Annotated in this window: 23 protein-coding genes; 14 read left to right on the forward strand and 9 right to left on the reverse strand. The window is 67.5% G+C overall.

Features of this window, described 5'->3' with window-relative positions:
* Positions 1 to 94: 94 nt before the first annotated feature.
* Both cutA and AEB_RS03075 read right to left on the reverse strand, forming a co-directional pair.
* Positions 95 to 442: a divalent-cation tolerance protein CutA gene (gene cutA / locus AEB_RS03070; protein WP_119081879.1), complete on the reverse strand. Its 348-nt coding sequence runs from the start codon at positions 440 to 442 to the stop codon at positions 95 to 97.
* Positions 439 to 1,503, reverse strand: a complete 1,065-nt coding sequence (locus AEB_RS03075; RefSeq protein WP_119081880.1) for a COX15/CtaA family protein — start codon at positions 1,501 to 1,503, stop codon at positions 439 to 441. The genes cutA and AEB_RS03075 overlap by 4 nt, the downstream gene beginning before the upstream one ends.
* A 109-nt stretch (positions 1,504 to 1,612) precedes the next feature.
* Between AEB_RS03075 and AEB_RS03080 the strand changes: the two genes are divergently transcribed.
* From AEB_RS03080 to AEB_RS03090, 3 genes are all read left to right on the forward strand, one after another.
* A complete protein-coding gene (locus tag AEB_RS03080; RefSeq protein WP_119081881.1) occupies positions 1,613 to 2,017 on the forward strand; it encodes a MerC domain-containing protein in 405 nt (134 codons plus the stop codon).
* Between the two features lie 22 nt (positions 2,018 to 2,039).
* Positions 2,040 to 3,041 carry a sulfur carrier protein ThiS gene (gene thiS / locus AEB_RS03085; RefSeq protein WP_119081882.1) on the forward strand — a complete coding sequence of 334 codons (1,002 nt, stop codon included), beginning with the start codon at positions 2,040 to 2,042 and terminating at the stop codon, positions 3,039 to 3,041.
* Between the two features lie 80 nt (positions 3,042 to 3,121).
* Positions 3,122 to 3,652, forward strand: coding sequence for a hypothetical protein (locus AEB_RS03090; protein WP_119081883.1), 531 nt, complete (start codon positions 3,122 to 3,124; stop codon positions 3,650 to 3,652).
* Between the two features lie 18 nt (positions 3,653 to 3,670).
* Here the strand turns inward: AEB_RS03090 and AEB_RS03095 are convergent, their stop codons facing one another.
* The 3 genes from AEB_RS03095 to AEB_RS03105 all read right to left on the reverse strand — a co-directional run bounded on the left by AEB_RS03095 (position 3,671) and on the right by AEB_RS03105 (position 8,323).
* On the reverse strand, positions 3,671 to 5,482 hold the full coding sequence (locus tag AEB_RS03095; RefSeq protein ID WP_119081884.1) for an AMP-dependent synthetase/ligase: 1,812 nt from the start codon (positions 5,480 to 5,482) through the stop codon (positions 3,671 to 3,673).
* A gap of 70 nt (positions 5,483 to 5,552) precedes the next feature.
* The gene (gene ggt / locus AEB_RS03100; RefSeq protein ID WP_119081885.1) at positions 5,553 to 7,280 is read right to left on the reverse strand and encodes a gamma-glutamyltransferase; all 1,728 of its coding nucleotides are present in this window, start codon (positions 7,278 to 7,280) and stop codon (positions 5,553 to 5,555) included.
* A gap of 11 nt (positions 7,281 to 7,291) precedes the next feature.
* Positions 7,292 to 8,323: a quinone-dependent dihydroorotate dehydrogenase gene (locus AEB_RS03105; protein WP_119081886.1), complete on the reverse strand. Its 1,032-nt coding sequence runs from the start codon at positions 8,321 to 8,323 to the stop codon at positions 7,292 to 7,294.
* A 327-nt stretch (positions 8,324 to 8,650) separates the two neighbouring features.
* Between AEB_RS03105 and AEB_RS03110 the strand changes: the two genes are divergently transcribed.
* From AEB_RS03110 to AEB_RS03150, 9 genes are all read left to right on the forward strand, one after another.
* Positions 8,651 to 9,088, forward strand: a complete 438-nt coding sequence (locus AEB_RS03110; RefSeq protein WP_119081887.1) for an SUF system Fe-S cluster assembly regulator — start codon at positions 8,651 to 8,653, stop codon at positions 9,086 to 9,088.
* Positions 9,085 to 10,596: a Fe-S cluster assembly protein SufB gene (gene sufB, locus AEB_RS03115; RefSeq protein WP_119081888.1), complete on the forward strand. Its 1,512-nt coding sequence runs from the start codon at positions 9,085 to 9,087 to the stop codon at positions 10,594 to 10,596. Before AEB_RS03110 ends, sufB begins: the two co-directional genes overlap by 4 nt.
* Positions 10,596 to 11,105 (forward strand): endonuclease domain-containing protein, encoded by a 510-nt coding sequence (locus tag AEB_RS03120; protein ID WP_119084421.1) that lies wholly within the window; start codon positions 10,596 to 10,598, stop codon positions 11,103 to 11,105. The genes sufB and AEB_RS03120 overlap by 1 nt, the downstream gene beginning before the upstream one ends.
* A gap of 121 nt (positions 11,106 to 11,226) precedes the next feature.
* Positions 11,227 to 11,970, forward strand: coding sequence for a Fe-S cluster assembly ATPase SufC (gene sufC / locus AEB_RS03125; protein WP_119081889.1), 744 nt, complete (start codon positions 11,227 to 11,229; stop codon positions 11,968 to 11,970).
* Positions 11,970 to 12,722, forward strand: a complete 753-nt coding sequence (locus AEB_RS03130; protein WP_119081890.1) for a SufD family Fe-S cluster assembly protein — start codon at positions 11,970 to 11,972, stop codon at positions 12,720 to 12,722. Before sufC ends, AEB_RS03130 begins: the two co-directional genes overlap by 1 nt.
* Positions 12,719 to 13,942 carry an aminotransferase class V-fold PLP-dependent enzyme gene (locus AEB_RS03135; protein ID WP_119081891.1) on the forward strand — a complete coding sequence of 408 codons (1,224 nt, stop codon included), beginning with the start codon at positions 12,719 to 12,721 and terminating at the stop codon, positions 13,940 to 13,942. Before AEB_RS03130 ends, AEB_RS03135 begins: the two co-directional genes overlap by 4 nt.
* Complete coding sequence (locus AEB_RS03140; RefSeq protein ID WP_119081892.1) at positions 13,939 to 14,418, forward strand: SUF system Fe-S cluster assembly protein; 480 nt, start codon at positions 13,939 to 13,941, stop codon at positions 14,416 to 14,418. Before AEB_RS03135 ends, AEB_RS03140 begins: the two co-directional genes overlap by 4 nt.
* Positions 14,418 to 14,774: a HesB/IscA family protein gene (locus AEB_RS03145; protein ID WP_119081893.1), complete on the forward strand. Its 357-nt coding sequence runs from the start codon at positions 14,418 to 14,420 to the stop codon at positions 14,772 to 14,774. The genes AEB_RS03140 and AEB_RS03145 overlap by 1 nt, the downstream gene beginning before the upstream one ends.
* 8 nt (positions 14,775 to 14,782) lie before the next feature.
* Entirely contained in the window at positions 14,783 to 14,962 is a 180-nt protein-coding gene (locus AEB_RS03150) for a hypothetical protein (protein ID WP_119081894.1), read from the forward strand.
* A 9-nt stretch (positions 14,963 to 14,971) separates the two neighbouring features.
* Here the strand turns inward: AEB_RS03150 and AEB_RS03155 are convergent, their stop codons facing one another.
* Genes AEB_RS03155 through AEB_RS03165 form a run of 3 tightly spaced genes read right to left on the reverse strand, consistent with a single transcriptional unit; the run spans position 14,972 to position 17,102 of the window.
* On the reverse strand, positions 14,972 to 15,907 hold the full coding sequence (locus AEB_RS03155) for a hypothetical protein (protein WP_119081895.1): 936 nt from the start codon (positions 15,905 to 15,907) through the stop codon (positions 14,972 to 14,974).
* Positions 15,908 to 15,958: 51 nt separating this feature from the next.
* Positions 15,959 to 16,405, reverse strand: coding sequence for a hypothetical protein (locus tag AEB_RS03160; RefSeq protein WP_119081896.1), 447 nt, complete (start codon positions 16,403 to 16,405; stop codon positions 15,959 to 15,961).
* Between the two features lies 1 nt (position 16,406).
* Positions 16,407 to 17,102 (reverse strand): EI24 domain-containing protein, encoded by a 696-nt coding sequence (locus AEB_RS03165; RefSeq protein ID WP_119081897.1) that lies wholly within the window; start codon positions 17,100 to 17,102, stop codon positions 16,407 to 16,409.
* A 110-nt stretch (positions 17,103 to 17,212) separates the two neighbouring features.
* On the opposite strand from AEB_RS03165, the gene AEB_RS03170 reads away from it, so the two are divergent.
* On the forward strand, positions 17,213 to 18,208 hold the full coding sequence (locus tag AEB_RS03170) for an adenosine kinase (RefSeq protein WP_119081898.1): 996 nt from the start codon (positions 17,213 to 17,215) through the stop codon (positions 18,206 to 18,208).
* 273 nt (positions 18,209 to 18,481) lie between these two features.
* Here the strand turns inward: AEB_RS03170 and purD are convergent, their stop codons facing one another.
* Positions 18,482 to 19,777 carry a phosphoribosylamine--glycine ligase gene (gene purD / locus AEB_RS03175; protein ID WP_119081899.1) on the reverse strand — a complete coding sequence of 432 codons (1,296 nt, stop codon included), beginning with the start codon at positions 19,775 to 19,777 and terminating at the stop codon, positions 18,482 to 18,484.
* On the opposite strand from purD, the gene xseA reads away from it, so the two are divergent.
* Positions 19,776 to 21,323, forward strand: a complete 1,548-nt coding sequence (gene xseA, locus AEB_RS03180) for an exodeoxyribonuclease VII large subunit (RefSeq protein ID WP_119081900.1) — start codon at positions 19,776 to 19,778, stop codon at positions 21,321 to 21,323. The two genes, purD and xseA, sit on opposite strands and share 2 nt — an antisense overlap.
* The last annotated feature ends 5 nt before the right edge of the window (positions 21,324 to 21,328 follow it).

Consider the following 21,328-nt stretch of genomic DNA (forward strand, 5'->3'; position numbering starts at 1 on the left):
AGAGCGCGCCATTTGTCTGCGGAAGGCCCGCAAGTCAAGCAAATCTGCGCCTCAGCGAAGAGGTAAAATAATACCTTCAAGCTGCCGAAGTCGGTTAGCTCCCGCCCCCGATCAGGGTTTTCTTGGTCACCCCGGCGAGCCAGGCTTCCGTCGCGGGCGTGCTGGCATCGGCCTGCCAGCCGATCACGGCCGGCTCCTCATAGGGATGCAGGGCGGCCAGCCGTTCCACCGTGCGCGCCAGCATCGCCGGGCTCGTCTTGAGCAGGGCGCCCGCTTCGCGGCAGTCGCTACGCTCACCGCGCCACAGCGCGAGCGACCGCATGGCGGGCATGATGTTGGCGCAGGCGATCAGCCCTTCGTCCAGCAGTGCCCCGCAGGTGACGGCGGCGCTCTCCTCATCGGGAAAGGGGCACCAGATCAGCGCAGCCTGCGCGTCGCTCAAGGCCGGCGTCCCGTCTCATAGGCGCCCCAGGCCGTGGCCGCGACCAGCAGCGCGCCGACCAGTTGGTGCAGGGCCGCCAGCCACAGCGCGACACCGGTCAGCACCGTCGCGATGCCGAGCAGGATCTGGATGCCGAAGGCGGAATGGATCGCCACCGACGCGGGGCGGGCGCCGCGCCGCTTCACAGCCCGCGCCAGCAGGATCAGTGCGGCCACCGCCGCCCAGGCCCACCAGCGATGGAGGAAGTGCAGCATAAAGGGATCGTGGGACAAGGCCCACAAGGCGCCGTGCGACCAGTCTGCTTCGGGCACGAAGCGGCCCTGCATCAGCGGCCAGCTGTCGGATGCCAGACCCGCATTGGTGCCCGCCACCCAGGCGCCGAGCATCAGCTGGATCGCCAGCACCAGCCCCACGCCCGCGGCGACACCCGTCAGCCGCGCGGGGCGCGCCGCCGGATCGGCATCAAGCGCCGCGAGGTCCAGCGCCGTCCACACCAGCCCTGCAAGCGTGAACAAGGCGGTGAGCAAGTGGATCGAAAGCCAGAAGTGGCTGACATCCGTGGTCTGCGTCGAAAGGCCGGAACGCACCATGTACCAGCCGAACACACCCTGCAGGCCGCCCAGCGCAAGCAGCGCCAGCAGGCGTGGCTTGTAGCCGGCAGGGATGGCGCCGCGCAGCCAGAACCACGCCAGCGGCAATGCGAAGGCAAGGCCGATCAGCCGGCCCAGCAGCCGGTGCGACCATTCCCAGAAATAGATGAACTTGTAATCGGCCAACGTCATACCGGCGGGGCCGTTGATCTGCTGATATTCCCCGATCTGCTGGTAGGCGGCGAATTCTGCCTGCCACTGCGCTTCCGACAGGGGCGGCAGCGCGCCGGTGACAGGCTTCCATTCGGTGATGGAAAGCCCGCTTTCGGTGAGGCGGGTAATGCCACCCACCACCACCATGGCCACCACCAGCGCGGCGACGCACAGCAGCCACAGCGCGACAGTGCGGGGGCGGGCCGCGCGGCGGCCGGAGCGGTCGGGAGGGGTGAGTCTGCTGGCCGGGGCGTTCATGGCGGGCGGATTTGCTCCGCCCGGCGCAGAAGCGCAAGGTCTGCCGGTGCCTTGACTGGCAGGCGATAAGACCTTGCCTAATGTTATATGGTTACATAGATGGGCGACCATGGCACTGGCATCCCACCGGATTCGCGGCCGACTCGATCGGCTCGGCATGGTCCTCTCGGGCCTGTGCGCGGTGCATTGCGTGGCGGGGATCGTGATTATCGCCGGGCTGGGACTCGGCGGGGGTGCTCTGCTCGATCCCGCCATTCATCGCATCGGCCTGGTGGCAGCCACCGTAATCGCGGCGATCACGATCGGGCTCGGCGCGCTGCGGCATGGGGGGCGCTTGCCCTTCGTGCTCGCAATGACGGGGATCAGCTTCATGGGCGGCGGCCTTGCCGTCGATCATGGCGTGGAGGAGGCGGTGCTGACCATTATCGGTGTCGCGCTTCTCTCCCTCGCGCATGTCATCAATCTGCGGCGTGGAACTGCGCATTGCCGCGTGCGCGGGTTGCACCGGCCGTAACAGCCGCTATCTCGCGCGGGACATGACCGCGCCCCTTACCCTGACCGTCAACGGCGAGACGCGCCGTTCCTCCGCCCACACCATTGCTGAGCTCGTGCGCGAGCTGGATCTCGACCCGGCGAAGGTGGCGGTGGAACGCAATACGGTGATCGTGCCGCGCTCCACCCTGGCGGAAGCGCCGTTGGCGGATGGCGACGTGCTTGAGATCGTGCATTTCGTCGGCGGCGGAGACCACGCCCCGGCCGAGGCTGGCGAGGACGATGGCTGGGAAGTCGCCGGCCGCCGCTTCCGCTCGCGGCTGATCGTCGGCACGGGCAAATACAAGGATTTCGCCCAGAATGCGGCCGCGCTGGAAGCGAGCGGGGCGGAAATCGTCACCGTGGCCGTGCGCCGCGTCAATGTGTCGGACCCCAAGGCGCCGATGCTGACCGACTATATCGACCCGAAGAAGATCACCTACCTTCCCAACACCGCCGGCTGCTTCACCGCAGACGAGGCGATCCGCACGCTGCGCCTCGCACGCGAGGCCGGCGGCTGGGATCTGGTGAAGCTGGAAGTTCTGGGCGAAGCGCGAACGCTCTATCCCGACATGCGCGAGACGCTGCGAGCGACGGAGGTGCTGGTGGCCGAAGGCTTCAAGCCGATGGTCTATTGCACCGACGATCCCATCGCCGCAAAGCAGCTGGAAGACGCCGGCGCGGTGGCGATCATGCCGCTCGGAGCGCCGATCGGATCGGGGCTGGGCATCCAGAATCGCGTCACCATCCGGTTGATCGTGGAAGGTGCCGGCGTGCCGGTGCTGGTGGATGCCGGCGTCGGCACGGCCAGCGATGCGGCCGTCGCGATGGAACTCGGCTGCGACGGGGTGCTGATGAACACCGCCATTGCGGAGGCGAAGGATCCGATCCGCATGGGCCGGGCCATGAAGCTGGCCGTGCAGGCCGGTCGCGATGCCTATCGCGCGGGGCGGATGGCGACGCGGCGCTATGCCGATCCCTCCAGCCCGTTGGCCGGCCTTATCTGAACGCCCCTAGTCGGTGTTTTAGCCGGCCTTAACCAAACTGCGCGACATTCGCTTCCGAAGTATCCCTCGGGAGCCGAATCATGGCCGCAACGAGTACCGCCTGCAACGTGATCGCCGAACTGCGCGAGTTCGCGAGTTTTACCGAACGGGAACAGCGCACGATCGAGCGGGGCCTCGACATCGGCCTGGGTCGCGGCGATGCGTTTCGGCGCTGGTCGCGACAGGCGGACGACCTCGCCTCGATCCGCAGCCAGTATCTCGCCTATCACGAGCTGCGGAGCCTGCGCAGCGCCATTCCCCATCCGGAAGCGGTGGAAGGGATCGAGGAGTTTCTCGGCCCACTGGTGCGCATCGCCGGGCAGGATCTCGCGCGCGAAGGGCTGGAGAGCTTCTCTGCCTTCCGCTTTCTCTACGAACGGCTGCTCGGCGCCGCCTCGCGGCCGTGGCTCCCCTCGGCCTTCTGCGCGGCCGCCGCGTTGCCGCTGCTGCGCCCGCTCCAGCGCAAGGCGCTGCTGCAATCGCTGAGCGAAACAGCGGCCATGGCGCCCGCCTGGTCCAGCAGCGAACCCGGCTTCTTCCCTGAAAAGCTCGACGCCGCCGAAGCGGCGTAAGCCGCTCCGCCAGCAGGTTCAGCCACGGTAGAGCCTGTCCAGCCGCTCGCCATAGCGGGCGCGGATCATGTGGCGGCGGATCTTGAGGCTCGGTGTCATTTCGCCGTTCTCGATGCTGAAGGGCTCGTCGGCGAATGCGAACTGGCGCACCTTCTCGATCACCGACAGATCCTTGTTCACCCGGTCCACCGCCTCGCGGATGGCCGTGCGGAAGGCGGGGCGCTGCTGCAACTCGGCCAGCGTGCCGCTTTCCCCCGCCTGCTTCGCCCAGTTCTCGGCCCATTCGGCATCGGGTACGATCAGGCCGACGACATAGGGCTTCTGCTCGCCCGCCACCATGGCCTGGCCGATTTCCGGCTGCAGCGTCAGCATCCCTTCGACGCGCTGCGGGGCGATGTTGTCGCCCTTGTCGTTGATGATCATGTCCTTCTTGCGGTCGGTGATCTTGATTCGGCCGGCATCATCGAAATGGCCGATGTCCCCCGTATGCAGCCAGCCGGCCTGGAGGGCGCGCGCGGTCTCCTCCGGATTGCGCCAATAGCCGTTCATCACCTGCTCGCCGCGGACGAGGATTTCCCCATCCTCCGCTATCTTTACCTCCGCGCCCTCCAGCGGCACGCCCACCGTATCCAGCCGAATGCCGGCGGAAGGATAATTGCAGCTGATCACCGGCGCAGCCTCGGTCTGGCCATAGCCCTGCAGCATGGTGAGGCCGAGCGCCTGGAAGAACCGGCCGACTTCGGGATTGAGCGGGGCGCCGCCCGACACCAGCGCGTTGATCCGCCCGCCGAAGCGCGCGCGGATCTTCGGTCGCAAGCTGCGCTCCAGCAGCTGGTCGAGCAGCCAGTCCCCCGGCCGCCATTTTCCCTGCTCCCGTCGCGCGGCAAGGGCGAGGGCCTGGGCCAGCAGAAAGCTGGCGAGCCGGCCCTGCTTTTCGATCTGCTTCATGATGCGCGTGCGCAGCACTTCGAACAGCCGCGGCACGACCACCATAAGCGTGGGCCGTGCCTCCTCGATATTGCCGGCGAGCTTTTCCAGCGACTCGGCGTACCAGATCTCCGCCCCCAGCCCCACCGGCAGCATCTGCCCGGCCGTGTGCTCATAGGCGTGGCTCAGCGGGAGGAAGGAGAGGAAGCGATGCGGCGGCCCCCAGCCGTAGTCGCCGACGAGCGCGCAGGCGGCGCCATACATGTTGGCAAGGATCGCGCCGTGCGACAGCACGACCCCGCGCGGCGCGCCACCCGTACCACTTGTATAAATGATGCAGGCCGCTTGCTTGCGGTCGATTCCGGCGATGCGTTGTTCCACCGCGCGGCGCGCCGCCTCGGCATTGCCCAGCAGCATGTCACCCCAGCCATGCGCCGAAAGCCGGCCTTGCTGGCCGATGCGCAGCGACTCGATGCCGATCACATGCTCCGCCACTCCGGCATTCATCGTGGCCCGGATGAGGGGCTCGGCCAGCTTCTGGTTGGAGACGATCAGCACCCGCGCGCCGGAATCTCCCAGCACATGGGCGTGATCCCGCTCCGTATTGGTGGTGTAGGCGGGCGTGGTGATGCCGCCCGCAGCCATGACGGCAAAATCGGCGATGCACCATTCAGGCCGGTTCTCCGACACGATCATCACGCGGTCGCCATCGGCAAGGCCCAGATCGCGCAGGCGTTCGGCCACCAGGCACACCTGCCGCGCCGCGTCCCGCCAGCTCAGCGCGTGCCATTCCCCGTCTCGCTTGGCCGTCAGGAACGGCCGGTCGCCGAGCTGGTCCGCACGATCGAGGAAGAGGCGGACGAGATTGCGCGCATTTCGAAAATCCGCGATCTCCACCGGCATTTCTCCCCCTTTGGGCGGCCTTTCCCGCCTGCCGCGCTGGGATTAGGCAACGCGCCGGCTTACGGCAAGCTCACTCGCCTGTGCCGAGCAGACCGTCGAGCCGCGGGTCATAGGCGCTCTCCCAGCCATTCGGCCGATGGACCGCACCCACGGCCCGGAAGGAAAGCGAAGCGGTGGCGATGTCCTTGTAGCCCATGCCCTGCAGTTGCGGGATCAGCGCTTCGAAGGCGCCCTTTTCCACCACCACCCGGTCTCCGAAGGCGGTAACCAGCGGCAGGCCCAGCGCCTGCTTGATCGGCATGTGGAAGTCGATCACGCCGATGATGGTGCGGGCGACCTGAATGGGAATGGTTGCGCCACCGGCGGCGCCCACCACCATGAAGGGCTTGCCGTCCGGCGCATAGATGACCGTGGGGGCCATGGAACTGCGCGGGCGCTTGCCGCCCTCTACCCGATTGGCCACGGGCACGCCGTCCTTGTCCGGCACCAGGCTGAAATCGGTCAGCTCGTTGTTGAGGTAGAAGCCGCCGAAGGTGAGGCCGGAGCCGAAGGCACCCTCCACCGTGCTGGTATAGCTGATCATGTTACCCGCGCCGTCCACGGCGACGAAATGCGATGTGCCATGTTCCACGGGCTCGTCACCGTCGGCCAGGGCGGTTTTGGCGCCAGGCGGAGTGCCGGGCGCCACCTGATCGAGCGGCTTGCCTGGGGTGAGCAGGGCGCCGCGTGACGCCAGATAGGTCTTGTCGGTCAGGCCCTTCACCGGGACGTCCACGAAATCGCCGTCCGCAAGGTAAAGCTCGCGATCGGCATAGGCCAGGCGCTGTGAATCGAGGAAGAGTTGCCAGAACACGGGGGAATCCGGCCCGAGGCTGGCGAGGTCGAACCGCTCCAGCTGGCCGAGCATGGCGAGCACGGTCGTCGCACCCGAGGACGGCGGGCCCATGCCGCAGATCCGGTAAGCCCGATAGGTGCCGCAGACGGAAGGACGCTGCTTCGCTTCGTAGCTGGCGAGGTCTTGGGGCGCCATCGCCGCTTCGTGCGGGGTCTGCGACGCGACATACACGGCCATCTTGTCGGCGCCGGCGCCCCGATAGAATGCCTCCGGTCCTGCGGCGGCGATCGCTTCGAAGCTGGCCGCCAGATCCGGGTTCACGACTCGTGCGCCCACCGGCACGGCCGCGCCCGCTGCATCGTAGAACAGCTGGCGGCCGAAGGAATCACGCCCGGCCCGCGCCGCATTGGCGACCAGCGATTCATGCAGCCGCGGATTGACGATGAACCCTTCGCGGGCGAGCCGGATGGCGGGACCGAACAAATCCGCCCACGGCAGCCGGCCGTGCTCGTCATGTGCCCGCGCCGCCAGGGCGATGTTTCCCGGTACGCCGACGCTCAGGCCCGTCAGCACCACCTGCGGGTAGGTCTGCGGCTTGCCGTCGGCGCCAAAGAACCACTTCGGCCCCGCAGCGGCCGGGGCCGTTTCGCGGCCGTCGAATGTTTCCGTCGCTCCGTCGCTCGTGCCGCGCACCATGAAGCCGCCGCCGCCGATCCCGGAGCTCTCGGGCTCGACCACCGTCAGCGCCAGCATCGTGGCGATGGCCGCATCGGTGGCGCTGCCGCCCTTGCGCAGCATCTCCATGCCCGCCGCAGCGGCGCGGGGATCGGCTGCCGTCACGAAGCCATTGTCCGGCGCGGTGGCGGGCGGCGAACTGCCCTGCGCGGAGGGGGTGGTGGCAGTGGTGGCGCAGGCTCCGAGCAGGAGCGGCGCGGACAGCGAGATCAGGAAACGGCGGAGCATCGCCGCCCGTGCTATTCGCTTCCCACCGCCTCCGCAATGGAGCCGAAGCCGTCGCGACGCATCAACTGCTCCAGCCCGCGGGTGATGCGGCGGGCGATGTGCGGGCCTTCATAGACCATCGCGCTGTAGAGCTGCACCAGGCTGGCGCCGGCGCGAATCCGCTGCCAGGCATCCTCCGCCGTGGCGATGCCGCCCACGCCCACCAGCGGCAGGCCGCCCCCCGTGGCCCGGCGGAAATCACGCAGCCGCCCCAGCGCCAGCTCCCTTAGCGGAGCGCCGGACAGGCCGCCGGTTTCGCCCGCGTGCGGGGAACGCAGCGGCGGCCGCGAAATGGTGGTGTTGGAGATGATCAGCGCCCCCAGCCGCTTGTCCAGCGCGATACGGGCGATGGCGTCGATGTCTTGGTGTGTCAGATCGGGGGCGAGCTTGAGGAAGATCGGCGGCCCTTCGCCTCCCCGTGCCTCGGTCACCGCGTCGAGCAGCGCGGTGAGCGCTCCTTCGTCCTGCAGTGCGCGCAGGCCGGGGGTGTTGGGGCTGGAAATGTTCACCGCGAGATAGTTCGCCAGCGGCGCCATGATGCGCGTCATCTCGGCGTAATCGGCCACGCGATCGGCCGAATCCTTGTTCGCGCCGATATTGATGCCCACCACGCCGCCGCGGTTCCGGCGCGCCGCCAGCCGCTGCGCCGCGGCTTGCCCCCCGCCGTTGTTGAAGCCCATGCGGTTGATTACCGCCCGATCGGCAGGCAGGCGGAACAGGCGCGGGCGGGGATTGCCGCTCTGCGGAAGCGGCGTGATCGAGCCAACTTCCGCAAAGCCGAAGCCAAGGCCGAGCAGCGCATCAGGCACCTGTCCGTCCTTGTCAAAGCCCGCCGCGAGCCCCACCGGATTGGGAAAGCGCAGCCCTGCCACTTCCGTCGCCAACGGGCCACCCTGTGCGGGTGCCGCGCCTGCGGGAAGCAGCCGCAGCGCGCGAATCGCCAGTCCATGGGCGGTCTCCGCATCGAGCGCGAAAAGAAGCGGGCGAAGGAGCCGATAGAACATCCGCGCGCCTATGGCAGAGCCCGCGATTCCTGTCGATCACGACCAAAAAAGGCAGCGGGAAACGAAAAAATGACAATGTTTTTCAGGATGAATCAGGATTGCGTGTCGGTTTCTTACAATCGCCCCGGCGCGAATCTACGTATTCGCCGCATGCGACCCGAAGGGCTCGAAGCAGCGATGCAACGAGTTCTCGACTTTCGAGGGCGGCTCCGCATATGCGGAGCCGCCCCTTTTTTCGCTTTCCCCGCAATTCCGGTTTGAAACGCGCGCGCTCTCACCCTAAGTGCAAATCCGACTGATTTGCTCCGATTAGAGGTGGCTCGCCAAATGCGCCTGTCCAGCATGGCCGACTATGCTGTCGTTACAATGAGCGCTGCCGCGCGTCATTGCGGCGGTGCGCGCGTTTCCGCGGCTGAGCTGGCAGAAGAGACCGGGCTGCCCCTGCCGACCGTGCAAAAGCTCGTAAGCCTCCTTGGCCGCGCCGGGCTGCTGCGCTCGGTGCGCGGTGCCGGCGGCGGCCTGCAACTGGCGCGGCCGGCCGCGGCGATCACACTGGCGGATATCGTGGAGGCCGTGGAAGGGCCGATCGCGCTCACCGCCTGTGTCGAATCGGGCAAGCATGACTGCGCGCTGGAAAGCAATTGCACCGTCCGCCCGCATTGGAGCGTCGTCAACGCCGCCTTGCGCGGCGCCCTGGCCGATGTCCCGCTGAGCCGGTTAGCCGGCCGGCCCGTGGCGCAGCCCGCCGGAGAGATTCCCGCATGAGTGACCAAGTGAAAATCGAAGAGAAGCAGGTGACCGAACGGCCCGAGACGGATCGCGAGGCGCGCGAGGCTGCTGCCCGCGCGGCAGATTATGAATTCGGCTGGTCGAGCACGATCGAGCAGGAATTCGCGCCCAAGGGCCTGAGCGAGGAGACCGTCCGGTTTATCTCGGCCAAGAAGAACGAGCCGGAATGGATGCTGGAATGGCGGCTCAAGGCCTTCCGCCTGTGGCAGGAGATGGAGGAGCCGAACTGGGCGAAGCTGGGATATCCGGCGATCGATTACCAGGACGCCTTCTACTACGCGGCGCCGAAGAAGAAGCCGACGCTGGCCAGCCTCGACGAGCTCGATCCCGAGATCAAGGAAGTCTACGACAAGCTCGGCATTCCCATCGCGGAGCAGGAAGTGCTGGCGGGTGTCGAAGGCGCGCGCAAGGTCGCCGTGGACGCCGTGTTCGACAGCGTGAGTGTGGCCACCACCTTCCGCGAAGAGCTCAAGAAGGCGGGGGTCATCTTCCTCTCCATCAGCGAGGCAATCCGTGAATATCCTCAGCTGGTGAAGAAGTGGCTCGGCAAGGTGGTGCCGCAGCGCGACAATTTCTTCGCCACGCTGAACAGCGCGGTCTTTTCCGACGGCACCTTCGTCTACATCCCCGAGGGGGTGCGCTGCCCGATGGAGCTGTCCACCTATTTCCGCATCAACGCGGAAAACACCGGCCAGTTCGAGCGAACGCTGATCGTGGCCGAGAAGGGCAGTTACGTGTCCTACCTCGAAGGATGCACCGCACCGCAGCGCGATGAGAACCAGCTGCACGCTGCCGTGGTGGAACTGGTCGCAATGGAAGACGCGGAGATCAAATATTCCACAGTGCAGAACTGGTATCCCGGCGATGCCGAAGGCAAGGGCGGGATCTACAATTTCGTCACCAAGCGCGGCCTGTGCCAGGGCGCCCGCAGCAAGATCAGCTGGACCCAGGTGGAAACGGGCAGCGCGGTGACGTGGAAATATCCCAGCTGCGTGCTCAATGGCGAGGACAGCGTGGGCGAATTCTACTCCGTCGCCGTCACCAACAATTTCCAGCAGGCCGATACCGGCACCAAGATGGTGCACAACGGCAAGGGCAGCCGCAGCACGATCATTTCCAAGGGGATCAGCGCGGGCCGTTCCGACAACACCTATCGCGGGCTGGTGCGGGTGGCCGCAAACGCCGATGACGTGCGCAATTTCACCCAGTGCGACAGCCTGCTGCTGGGGGACCGCTGCGGCGCGCATACCGTGCCCTATATCGAGGTGAAGAACTCCAGCGCACAGATCGAGCACGAAGCGACGACGAGCAAGATCAGCGACGATCAGCTGTTCTACGCCATGCAGCGCGGACTCGATCAGGAGCAGGCGGTGGCGCTGATCGTGAATGGCTTTGCGAAAGAGGTGCTGAAGGAACTGCCGATGGAATTCGCGGTCGAAGCGCAGAAGCTCCTCGCGATTTCGCTCGAGGGGAGTGTGGGGTGATGACTGACCGCAAGACCCTCCAGCTCCGAGATCCCTCCGAGGCCACGGAAGCCCCCGCGCTCAAGAAGAAGGGGCGCGGCTGGGAAATCTCCGAGAAGCGGCTGGATGTGCTGCACGATCAGGCGCGCGACATGCGCCGCCATGCCTCGGAAGCGAACAAGGCCTTGGCCGCGCGCTTCGCCAAGGCTGATCTCGGGCGCTACAAGTTCACCCGTTTTGCCGTGGTCGGATCGGCGATCGTCGATTTCAATTGCCCCAATCTCGGCATGGCGATCCTGATCGACGAGGAAGGGGCTAATGAAGCGCTCGCCCGGCGGCGCGACAAGAGCCTGGAATCGGTCGGCATCCGCGTGATGCACATCAAGGCCGCCGATATCCTGGAAAACATGGACGAAGTGCTTGCCCGGATCACCGCCGGCATGCGCATGCGCATCGCCGATCGGAAGGACGCGGCACGCGCGCATAAGGAAGCCAATCCGCGCCAGACCTATTCGCGGGTGCGCCGGTGAAGCGGGACATCCTTCATTCGTCCTCCCTGTCCCGATCCGGGCGCTCGCTGCTCGCTGGCGGTACGCGCCGCGCCACACCCCGGATCAAGTCCGGGGTGATGCTGAAACTGGAAAGCAAGTCATGCTGAAAATCGAAAACCTCCATGCCGAGATCGACGGCAAGAAAATCCTCAACGGACTGACGCTCGAAGTCGGCGCGGGCGAGGTGCATGCGATCATGGGCCCCAACGGCGCGGGCAAGTCCACGCTGGCCTATGTGCTCGGTGGCCGCCCCGGCTACGAGATCACCGAAGGCTCGGTGAGTTTCGACGGGCAGGATCTGCTGGAGCTGGAGGCGCATGAGCGTGCCGCAGCCGGCCTGTTCCTCGGTTTCCAGTATCCGGTCGAGATTCCGGGCGTGTCGAACGTCCAGTTCCTGCGCGAAGCGCTGAATTCTCAGCGCAAGGCGCGCGGCGAAGAACCGCTCAGCGGCGGCGAATTCCTCAAGCTGGCCAAGGAGAAGGCCGGCCTGCTGAAGCTCGACATGGATATGCTCAAGCGCAACGTGAATGTCGGCTTCTCCGGCGGCGAGAAGAAGCGCGCCGAGATGGTGCAGATGGGCATCCTCGATCCGAAATTCGCCGTGCTCGACGAAACGGACAGCGGGCTGGATATCGATGCGCTGCGCGTGGTGGGCGAAGGGATCAACGCGATCATGCGCAGCCCGTCCAAGGCGGTGCTGCTGATCACCCATTACCAGCGCCTGCTCGATTACGTGCAGCCCGACTTGGTTCATGTGCTGGCCAAGGGACGGATCGTGAAGACCGGCGGGCCGGAGCTGGCGCATGAGCTGGAGCGCGAAGGCTATGAGGCGGTGGCTGCGTGATGGCCAGCGTCGCCCTGCCCACGATCAAGCAAGAAGAATGGCGCTACGCCGATTTCGTCGCGCTCGAACGGCTCGACCAGCGGGCGTTCTCCGAGTGGCAGGAGGTGGCGCTCGCGCCCGGCGAAGTGCGCCGCCACGCAATGGTGATCGGCGGCGATGCACCCGAACTGCATCGCATCCGCATCACCCTTGCAGAAGGCGCGCGGGCGGAGCTGTTCGTCGCCAACGTCGGTGATGACTACAGCCGCCTCGAAGTGGTCGTGCGCATGGGACGGGGCGCGCATTTCGAATTCGGCGGCGTCACCATCGGCGGCGGCACCGCGACGCGCGAATTCGTGACGCGGATTGAGCATGCCGAGCCGGAGGCAACATCGCATCAGGTGGTGCGTGCGGTCCATTGGGGCCGCGCAACCGGCAATTTCCTCGGCCGTATCGACGTGGCCCGCGACGCGCAGAAGACGGACGCGGCGCAGGATTTCAAAGGCCTGCTGCTGGAGAAGGGCGCCAGCGCCAATGCCCGGCCGGAACTGGAAATCTATGCCGACGACGTGAAATGCGCCCATGGCGCCGCGATCGGGCAACTGGACGAACAGGCGCGCTTCTACATGGCAGCGCGCGGGCTTGCGCCGGAAGCGGCGCGCAAACTGCTGATCCGTGCTTTCATCGCCGATGCCTTCGCCAGCCTCGATGACGAGGTGGAACAGGCCCGGCTGCTGGATGCTGTGCTGACGGCGCTGGGAGAGGCGGCATGAGCGAGGCCGCAACCCTCACCACCCTGGCGCACAAGACGGATTTTCCCGGCCTCGTGACCGGCAAGGGACAGCCGTGGCATTATCTCGACACCGCCGCGACCGCGCAGAAGCCGCAGGCGGTGGTCGACGCGGTGACGCGCGCGATCGGTGCCGATTATGCCACGGTGCATCGCGGGGTCTATACGCGCTCGGCCGAGATGACGCTGGGCTATGAAGCCGCGCGCCGCCGCGTTGCGGGCTTCATCGGCGGGCAGGAGGACGAGCTGGTCTTCGTGCGAGGCGCGACCGAAGCGATCAATCTCGTTGCCCAGAGTTGGGGTGCGGCGAATCTCGGACCCGGCGACCGCGTGCTGCTGTCGGTGCTCGAACACCATTCGAACATCGTGCCCTGGCAATTGCTGCGCGATCGCATCGGCTTTGCGATCGATGTCTGCCCGCTCACCGCCGATGGCCGCATCGATCTGGATGCGGCGGAACGGATGCTGACGCCGCAGCACAAGCTGGTGGCGTTCGCGCATGTTTCCAATGTGCTGGGCTCCACGCTCGATGCGCGTCGTGCGGCCGATCTGGCACATGGGGTGGGCGCGAAGCTCCTGCTCGATGGCTGCCAGGCGGTGGCGCGCCTGCCGGTCGACGTCACGGCGCTCGACTGCGATTTCTACGTCTTCTCCGGCCACAAGCTCTATGGCCCCACGGGCATCGGGGCGCTGTGGGCGCGGCAATCGATCCTCAATGCCATGCCGCCCTGGCAGGGAGGCGGATCGATGATCGACCGCGTTACTTTCGACCAGACCACCTATGCGCCGGCCCCCACCCGCTTCGAGGCGGGGACGCCCGCGATCGTGGAGGCGATCGGCTTCGCGGTAGCCTGCGATTATGTGTCCTCCTTCGGCATGGAGGCGATCCACCGGCACGAGGCGCGGCTGGTCGCCCGCATGCGCGAAGCACTGGGCGCCATGAACAATGTGACGCTGTTCGGGCCGGAAGAAAGCGCCGGCATCGTCAGTTTCGCGCTGGACGGGGTTCACCCGCACGATCTCGGCACCATATTGGACGAGGAAGATGTGGCGATCCGGGCCGGGCATCACTGCGCCCAGCCGCTGATGGACAGCCTCGGCGTGCCGGCCACGGCCCGTGCCAGCTTCGGCATTTACAGCGATGATGATGATGTCGCGGCGCTGCTGCGCGGCATCGAGCGTACCAAGAGGATCTTCGGATGAGCGAGGAAGCGAACAAGCGTTTCGAGGTTGAAGAGGTGGCCGCTGCCGCCACGCCACCGCGCGCGCGGGTGGAGGAGGCGGAAAGCCCCACCGAGAAGCTCGAGCGCAAGAAGGATTATCTCGAAGGGTTCCTCGCCCGCAAGCCTGCCACCACGGCGGAAACCGAACCGGGCGGGGCGCTTTATGATGGGGTGATCGAAGCGCTCAAAGATATCTTCGACCCGGAAATCCCGGTGAACATCTATGACCTCGGGCTCATTTACGGGGTCGAGGTGACGCCTGATGCCGATGTGGCCATCACCATGACGCTCACGACCCCGCACTGCCCCGTGGCGGAAAGCATGCCGGGCGAGGTGGAGCTGCGGGCCGGCTCCGTGCCGGGCGTGCGCAGCGCCGAGGTCAATCTGGTCTGGGATCCGCCGTGGGATCCCGCAAAGATGACCGACGAAGCGCGGCTCGAACTGGGGATGCTGTGATGGCCGAGGTCAAGACCCGTACGCACCCCGCTGCCGTGATCCTGACGCCGGGTGCCGAACGGCGCGTGGCGGAGCTGATGGAGAAGGCCCCTCCCGGCGCGATCGGGGTGAAGCTCTCGACGCCGCGGCGCGGCTGTTCGGGCCTTGCCTATTCGGTGGACTATGTGACCGAGGAACAGGCTTTCGACGAGAAGATCGTGACGCCCGGCGGCACCTTCTACATCGACGGGGCGAGCGTGCTTTATCTGGTCGGCAGCACGATGGACTGGCGGGAGGATGATTTTACTGCCGGCTTCGTGTTCGAGAATCCGAATGCCAAGGGTGCCTGCGGCTGCGGCGAAAGCTTCATGGTATGACCCCACACATGCTCCGCGGAGTTGCCCGGGCGGCCTTCGCCGTCGCGCTGATCCTCGGCGCGATCTGGCTGCTCGAGGTGCTGGGCGTGGTCGACCTGATCGATCATCCGGGGATCGGCGCGATCGGCTTCGCGCTGCTGGCCTTCTTCTGCAACTATCTGGCCGGCAAGGGCAATCGCCCGGAATAGCGCGGTCCGTCAGGCGCCCACCTCCTCCGCAATAAAGTGCAGCAGGGCGCGGTCGTATTCGTCCACTTCACCATTGGCGTCGATATGCGCGGCGAGCCAGTCCTGCTCCGGCCCGGTGATCGTTGCGGCTTCGGCGGCGCGTTCCGCGGGGCTGGGCGAAGGGCGCTTGCGGCCGAACACCACTCTTAGAGCATTGGGCGAAGTGCGGGCCATTCCACCGAGAAACCGCCCGACGCTGGCGCTGTTGTCGTCCACGAAGCGCTGCAGTTCCAGCATGCGCTCCGCTTCCAGCGGGGCGGACGAGGCGAAGCCCATCAGGTAATTGCCCACCCCCTGCACGAACAGGCATTTCCATTCGGGGGCGTTGGCGGCGTGGAGCATGGCGTCCTTGATGCGGAATAGCATTTCGGCCTCGCGCCGGCTCACCGCGGCCGGCCGATCACTCGCCACGCCGAAGATTACGCGGCGCATCAGGCGGCATTCGCCCTCCGTGACGTGCGCGCCCGAGAGGCTGCCGCCGCGGCGCAGCGCGCCTGCTCCGCCGAGAACCGCCTGCTCGATCGCATCCAGCGTGAAGTCCCTCAGCGCTTCGGGCACGCTCTCCGCCTTTTCGATGATGCTCGCCAGCAGCTCCAGCTCCACCATGGAGCAGATCTTCCCGTCCTGCTCCACCTGCGCGATCAGCCAGCGGGCATCCTCCTCCCCGGCGTAGCCGCGCGGTTCGGCGGCGTTGAGCACATATTCGCGGATCGCTTCCACCAAGAAATCGCACCAGTCAGCGTCGGGCGCGGCGAGGGCGCGCTGGATGGCGAAGATCGCCTCCGCCTCCTCGCGCGAAATGGCGCCGTCGGCCCAGCCGGCGCGGCGCAGGGCGAGGATTTCTCCGGGCGAGATGGCGGCATCGGCTGCCGCCTGGCGAGCGATCTCGGCAAACTGGAAGGTCATCGGCGCATTCCCCCTTTGCCGCGATCATGCCCGAGCGAGGTTAAATCCGCGTTATCTGCGCCCGCGACGCAGCGCCTGAACGCAGGCCGCGCGATCGACATCGAGCCCGTCGCTCCCCCGCCTTGCCTCGACATGCGTCGCCACCGGCTCGGCACCCGGTCGCAGCGGATAGAGGAACACGTCGAGCACGCAGGCCTCGCCCGAGAACTGCAGCTTGCGCATGTCCCCCTCCGTCACGTCCAGCCGGGGCTGGCCGAACAGGCGTGTGAGCGCGGTGCGATCCTGCTGGATCACCCCATCCAGGCCCGGCTGGTGCTGGATCTGCGGCGCGATGAAGCCCGCGCCGCCGGGCGCGGCCGGCCGGGTGGGTGGCACGGGAAGATTGCGTGCCGGCCCGGTGCTCGATTCCCGCCGCGGCGCGGTGCTGCCGGAGCCCTGCGGCACGGCGGCGCAGGCGGCGAGCAGCGGAAGCAGCAGGGCCGGGACTAGCGCGCGCATATCATCTCTCCCTGCGGCGATGGATCAGATGGGTCGCCGCCGCGGCGCCCAGCATGGGGGCAAGGAAATTGATGAAGGGTACCGCCAGCAGCATGGCCACCGCGCCGCCCAGCAGCAGCCGCTCCGCCGTGCTGACGGGCGCCGGATCGCCCGCGCTGCTCCGATGCCGCAGCCACACCATGTCCACCAGCTCGCGCCCCAGCAGCACGGCATTCACCAGCAGGAACAGCAATGCCGTTCCCACCCCGGTCACCAGCAGCGCCAGCGCGAAGGGCAGGGCGATCAGGTTCACCAGCAGGGCGCGTCCGGCCGATTTCAACCCTTCCGCCAGCTGTTCGCGCAGCGGCAGGTCGCGCGCTCGGGCGGCGGCCTGCGGATAATGGCGCAGCTCCACCGCCTGCACCGCTTCGTCCGCATAGAACTGGATCACCGCCATGGCGACGATCCGCCACGCGAGCCACAGCCACAGCAGGGCCAGCAGCAGCGAGGCGATCCCGCGCACTTCCCCCGCGCCGGTGAACAGCGCATCGGAAAGCCCCGCACGCTGCAGCAGCCAGTCCAGCCCGTACCATCCCCCGCCGCCCAGCAGCGCGAACAGCAGCAGGGTGACGCCCAGGCTCTTCAGCAGGATGCGCAGCACGCGCGGATCGCCCATCTGCGCAAGCGCACGGAACAGCGAGGCGATCACGGCCAGCATCGACGCTTGCGATTGCGCGCGCGCCGGGCCAAGTCAACGCCGCGCAAGCGAACCTTCCCGTGCCGCCCCTGCTTGCCGGCACGTATCCTGCCAGAATTTCCGGAGTATCCATGCCCGAACCCAGATATGACGTGATCGCGATCGGCAATGCCATTGTCGACGTGATGGCCCATTGTACCGATGAACTGATCGACGAACTCGGCCTCACGCGCGGGGGCATGATGCTGGTGGACGAGGAACAGGCCAACCAGCTGTATGAGGCGATGGGGCCCGCGCGGGAGATTTCCGGCGGATCGGCTGCCAACACTCTGGCCGGGCTTTCGGCCATGGGCGCGCAATGCGCCTTCATCGGCCAGGTGGCGGATGACCAGCTGGGCGCGGTGTTCGCCCATGATATTCACGCCGTTGGGATCGATTTCGATACGCCGAAGCGGGCGGGGGAGCCGGCAACGGCGCGCTGCCTGATCTTCGTGACGCCCGATGGCCAGCGCACGATGAACACTTTCCTCGGCGCCTCGCAATTCCTTCCCGCCACCGCGCTGAACGAGGAAGCGATCGGCGGGGCGCGCATCCTCTATCTCGAAGGCTATCTGTGGGACCCGGAAGAGCCGCGCGCGGCCATGCGGCGGGCGATCGAAACGGCGCGCGCAGCGGGGCGCAAGGTCGCCTTCACCCTGTCCGACACCTTCGTGATCGCCCGTCATGGCGAGGATTTCCGCCAGCTGATGGCCGAAGGCCTGATCGACATCCTGTTTGCCAATAAGGCGGAACTGGCAGCGATCACCGGCAAGGAGGATTTCGAGGAAGGGCTGGCGGAGATCGCGCCGCTGGTGCCCGTGCTCGTCGTCACCCGCAGCGAGGAGGGGGCGGTGGCGATCGCCCACGGCGAACGCGCCGAAGCGGCGGCGGAACCGATCGCCAAGGTCGTCGATACCACCGGCGCCGGCGATCTCTTCGCCGCCGGCTTCCTGTTCGGCCATGTGCGCGGCCGCGATCTGGCTACCTGCCTGCGCATGGGCGCGATCGCAGCGGCAGAGATCATCAGCCATATTGGTGCCCGTTCCGAAGTGGATCTGGCCGCTCTGATCGAGAGCAAGCTGGGCTGACGCACAACCCCGCTGGAACACGCTGGAACAAGGTTCAGGCCCAAGGAATTCTGCGGTTTTCGGGCGCGGCCTCGGCCCGCCCGGCACCAGCCGATTGACTGCCCGCCCCGGCGCCTGGAACACGCTGGAACAGGGTTCAGCGCAAAGATTCCTGCGGTTGGAGCGCAGGCCTTGCAAACGGGTGCGAACGGGGTTGCGAGCGGCGCGGTGGATGCGGGTCATGCCCCGGATCATGCCGCGCCCGGCCGATTGTAGGACAGGGGCGCGGGCGGCTCAGCCCCGTTTTTGTTCCCGCGCCACTTCGCGCCAGCCGACGTCGCGGCGGCAGAAGCCGGTGGGGAAATCGATCGCGTCCACCGCGCGATAGGCGCGGGCCTGCGCCTCTGCCGTGGTGGCCCCGCGCGCAGTGACATTCAGCACCCGCCCGCCATCGGCGACGAGATGCTCGCCCTCCATCGCGGTGCCGGCATGGAACACCTTGGCGCCGGTTTCCTCCGCCACGCCCACGCCCATGATGGTGCCGCCCTTTTCGGGCGTATCGGGATAGCCGTTGGCCGCCATCACCACCGTCAGCGCGCGGTCGGGCGAAAAGCGCGGCGCATCCATCGCGCCAAGGCGATTCTCCGCGCAGGCGAGCATATATTCGCCCAGGTCGCTTTCCAGCCGCATCATCAGCACCTGGCATTCGGGATCGCCGAAGCGACAATTGTATTCCACCAGCTTCGGCCCCTCTTCCGTCAGCATCAGCCCGGCATAGAGCACGCCGGAATAGGGCATCCCCTCATCCGCCATCTGCCGCACCGTGGGGGCGATGATCCGGTCGATCGCCTGCGCCCGCAGCGCCGGGGTCAGCACCGGGGCGGGGCTGTATGCGCCCATGCCGCCGGTGTTGGGGCCGGTATCGCCTTCGCCCACGCGCTTGTGATCCTGCGCGCTGCCGAAGGGCAGGATCGTGGCGCCATCGGTCAGGGCGAAGAAGCTGGCCTCTTCCCCCTCCATGAATTCCTCGATCACCACTTCCGCGCCGGCGCCGCCGAAGGCCCCGCCGAACATGTCGGCCAGCGCGGCTTCCGCCTCATCCTGCGTGGCGGCGATCACCACGCCCTTGCCCGCCGCCAGCCCATCGGCCTTCAGCACATAGGGCGGGGCGAAATCCGCCAGCGCCTGCACCGCCTGTTCCAGCGAGGCGGCCCGGAAATAGCCGGCGGTCGGAATGCCAGCGCGGTCGCACAGATCCTTGGTAAAGCCCTTGCTGCCTTCCAGCTGGGCGGCGGCCTTGCTGGGGCCGAACACGGCCACGCCTTCCGCCCGCAGCGAATCCGCCAGCCCATCCACCAGCGGCGCTTCCGGCCCGATCACCACCAGCCCGATTCGGTGGTCGGCGCAGAACGCCGCCACGGCGGCATGGTTGGCCGCATCCAGCGTGACGAGATGCGCATGCTCCGCAATGCCGGGATTGCCGGGGGAGGCATACAGCGTGTCCCCCGCTTCCACGATCAGGCGGGATTGCGCCAGCTTCCATGCCAGAGCATGTTCGCGCCCTCCCGATCCCAGCAGAAGGATGTTCATGGCCGGCCCTTTCCCCGATTCCGATGACGATTTTGACGGCCGCGATGGCGCGCGTGGCGGGCTGGTAGCCAAGGGGCAGGCTGGCGACAACGCTGCACCGCTATCCATCACCGAGATTTCGCAACTGCTGAAGCGCACGGTGGAAGACCGCTTCGGCTATGTGAAGCTGCGCGGCGAGCTTTCGGGTGTGAAGCGGGCCGCTTCCGGCCACCTCTATTGCTGCCTGAAGGATGACAAGGCGGTGATGGACGGGGTGATGTGGCGCACCACCGCCCAGCGGCTGGGCTTCCTGCCGGAAGACGGGATCGAGGTGGTGGCCAGCGGCAAGATCACCACCTTTCCCGGCCGTTCCAAATACCAGATCGTCATCGAACATATGGAAATCGCGGGAGAAGGCGCGCTGCTGGCGCTGCTGGAAAAGACGCGGCGGCGGCTGGAGGCCGAAGGGCTCTTCGCGGCGGAGCGCAAGCGGCCGCTGCCGTTCCTGCCCGACGTGATCGGTGTCGTGACCTCGCCCACGGGATCGGTGATCCGCGACATCCTCCACCGCCTGGCGGATCGTTTCCCCAGCCGGGTGCTGGTGTGGCCGGTGCTGGTGCAGGGGCGCGGCTCGGCCGAGCAGGTGGCCGCGGCGCTGCGCGGATTTGCCGCCATGGCGCCGGGCGGTGGGCGGGGCGGGGCGCTGCCCCGGCCCGATCTGCTGATTGTGGCGCGCGGGGGCGGCTCAATCGAGGATCTGTGGGGCTTCAACGAGGAGATCGTGGTCCGCGCCATTGCCGAATCGCCGATCCCGGTGATCAGCGCGGTGGGCCATGAAACCGATACGACGCTGGCGGACTATGCGGCCGATCGCCGCGCCCCCACGCCCACGGCGGCGGCGGAGATCGCCGTGCCGGTGCGGCATGAGCTGGCGAATGCGCTGGGCGAGCTGGGGCTGCGCCAGCGGCGCTGCGTCAACCGGCCGCTGCAGCTGGGGCGCGAACGGCTGGAGGCGCGGCTCGCGCGCATGCCGCGGCCCGAAGCGCTGGCGGCGCAGGCGGCGCAGCGGCTGGACGAATTGGGCGAGCGGCTGCGGCGCGGGCTGGCCGACCGGGCGAGCCGGGCGCGCGAGCGGCTGCAGGCGGACCGCGCGCGGCTTTCGGCGCCGCTGCTGCGCGCGCAGCTGGGGGAGGCGCGGCAGCGGCTGGCCGGCGTGCGGCTGGCGCCCGTGCTGGTGCAGCGGCCGCTGGCGGAAGGGCGCGAGCGGCTGGCGGCAAGCTGGCGGCTGGCGCAGCAGCTCCACCCCGAACGGCCGCTGCAACGCGGCTATGCGATGGTGCTGGACGGGGGTGGGCGGCCGGTCACCTACAGTGCGGCGGCGCGGCGGGAGCCGGCCCTGACGCTGAAGTTCCGCGATGGCAGGCTGGATGTCATCCCGGCCACGGGCGAGGGAGCGGAGAAGGCGGGCGCGCAGGCGGCAGCCCCGACCCCCGCCCCGGCGCCGCGCCGCGCGTCGCCGCGCGCCAGGCCCGCCCCGCCGTCTGCGGAGCAGCCGAAATTGCTTTGACGGGC

Origin of the sequence: Altererythrobacter sp. B11, from assembly GCF_003569745.1 — a bacterium.
Lineage (GTDB): Bacteria > Pseudomonadota > Alphaproteobacteria > Sphingomonadales > Sphingomonadaceae > Croceibacterium_C.

What these genes read in the sequence shown, in the direction of transcription:
- AEB_RS03075 (WP_119081880.1), bottom strand. Translation starts at nt 1,503, where the DNA reads ATGAACGCCCCGGCCAGCAGACTCACCCCTCCCGACCGCTCCGGCCGC.
- AEB_RS03080 (WP_119081881.1), top strand. Translation starts at nt 1,613, where the DNA reads ATGGCACTGGCATCCCACCGGATTCGCGGCCGACTCGATCGGCTCGGC.
- thiS (WP_119081882.1), top strand. Translation starts at nt 2,040, where the DNA reads ATGACCGCGCCCCTTACCCTGACCGTCAACGGCGAGACGCGCCGTTCC.
- AEB_RS03090 (WP_119081883.1), top strand. Translation starts at nt 3,122, where the DNA reads ATGGCCGCAACGAGTACCGCCTGCAACGTGATCGCCGAACTGCGCGAG.
- AEB_RS03095 (WP_119081884.1), bottom strand. Translation starts at nt 5,482, where the DNA reads ATGCCGGTGGAGATCGCGGATTTTCGAAATGCGCGCAATCTCGTCCGC.
- ggt (WP_119081885.1), bottom strand. Translation starts at nt 7,280, where the DNA reads ATGCTCCGCCGTTTCCTGATCTCGCTGTCCGCGCCGCTCCTGCTCGGA.
- AEB_RS03105 (WP_119081886.1), bottom strand. Translation starts at nt 8,323, where the DNA reads ATGTTCTATCGGCTCCTTCGCCCGCTTCTTTTCGCGCTCGATGCGGAG.
- AEB_RS03110 (WP_119081887.1), top strand. Translation starts at nt 8,651, where the DNA reads ATGCGCCTGTCCAGCATGGCCGACTATGCTGTCGTTACAATGAGCGCT.
- sufB (WP_119081888.1), top strand. Translation starts at nt 9,085, where the DNA reads ATGAGTGACCAAGTGAAAATCGAAGAGAAGCAGGTGACCGAACGGCCC.
- AEB_RS03120 (WP_119084421.1), top strand. Translation starts at nt 10,596, where the DNA reads ATGACTGACCGCAAGACCCTCCAGCTCCGAGATCCCTCCGAGGCCACG.
- sufC (WP_119081889.1), top strand. Translation starts at nt 11,227, where the DNA reads ATGCTGAAAATCGAAAACCTCCATGCCGAGATCGACGGCAAGAAAATC.
- AEB_RS03130 (WP_119081890.1), top strand. Translation starts at nt 11,970, where the DNA reads ATGGCCAGCGTCGCCCTGCCCACGATCAAGCAAGAAGAATGGCGCTAC.
- AEB_RS03135 (WP_119081891.1), top strand. Translation starts at nt 12,719, where the DNA reads ATGAGCGAGGCCGCAACCCTCACCACCCTGGCGCACAAGACGGATTTT.
- AEB_RS03140 (WP_119081892.1), top strand. Translation starts at nt 13,939, where the DNA reads ATGAGCGAGGAAGCGAACAAGCGTTTCGAGGTTGAAGAGGTGGCCGCT.
- AEB_RS03145 (WP_119081893.1), top strand. Translation starts at nt 14,418, where the DNA reads ATGGCCGAGGTCAAGACCCGTACGCACCCCGCTGCCGTGATCCTGACG.
- AEB_RS03150 (WP_119081894.1), top strand. Translation starts at nt 14,783, where the DNA reads ATGCTCCGCGGAGTTGCCCGGGCGGCCTTCGCCGTCGCGCTGATCCTC.
- AEB_RS03155 (WP_119081895.1), bottom strand. Translation starts at nt 15,907, where the DNA reads ATGACCTTCCAGTTTGCCGAGATCGCTCGCCAGGCGGCAGCCGATGCC.
- AEB_RS03160 (WP_119081896.1), bottom strand. Translation starts at nt 16,405, where the DNA reads ATGCGCGCGCTAGTCCCGGCCCTGCTGCTTCCGCTGCTCGCCGCCTGC.
- AEB_RS03165 (WP_119081897.1), bottom strand. Translation starts at nt 17,102, where the DNA reads ATGCTGGCCGTGATCGCCTCGCTGTTCCGTGCGCTTGCGCAGATGGGC.
- AEB_RS03170 (WP_119081898.1), top strand. Translation starts at nt 17,213, where the DNA reads ATGCCCGAACCCAGATATGACGTGATCGCGATCGGCAATGCCATTGTC.
- xseA (WP_119081900.1), top strand. Translation starts at nt 19,776, where the DNA reads ATGGCCGGCCCTTTCCCCGATTCCGATGACGATTTTGACGGCCGCGAT.
- purD (WP_119081899.1), bottom strand. Translation starts at nt 19,777, where the DNA reads ATGAACATCCTTCTGCTGGGATCGGGAGGGCGCGAACATGCTCTGGCA.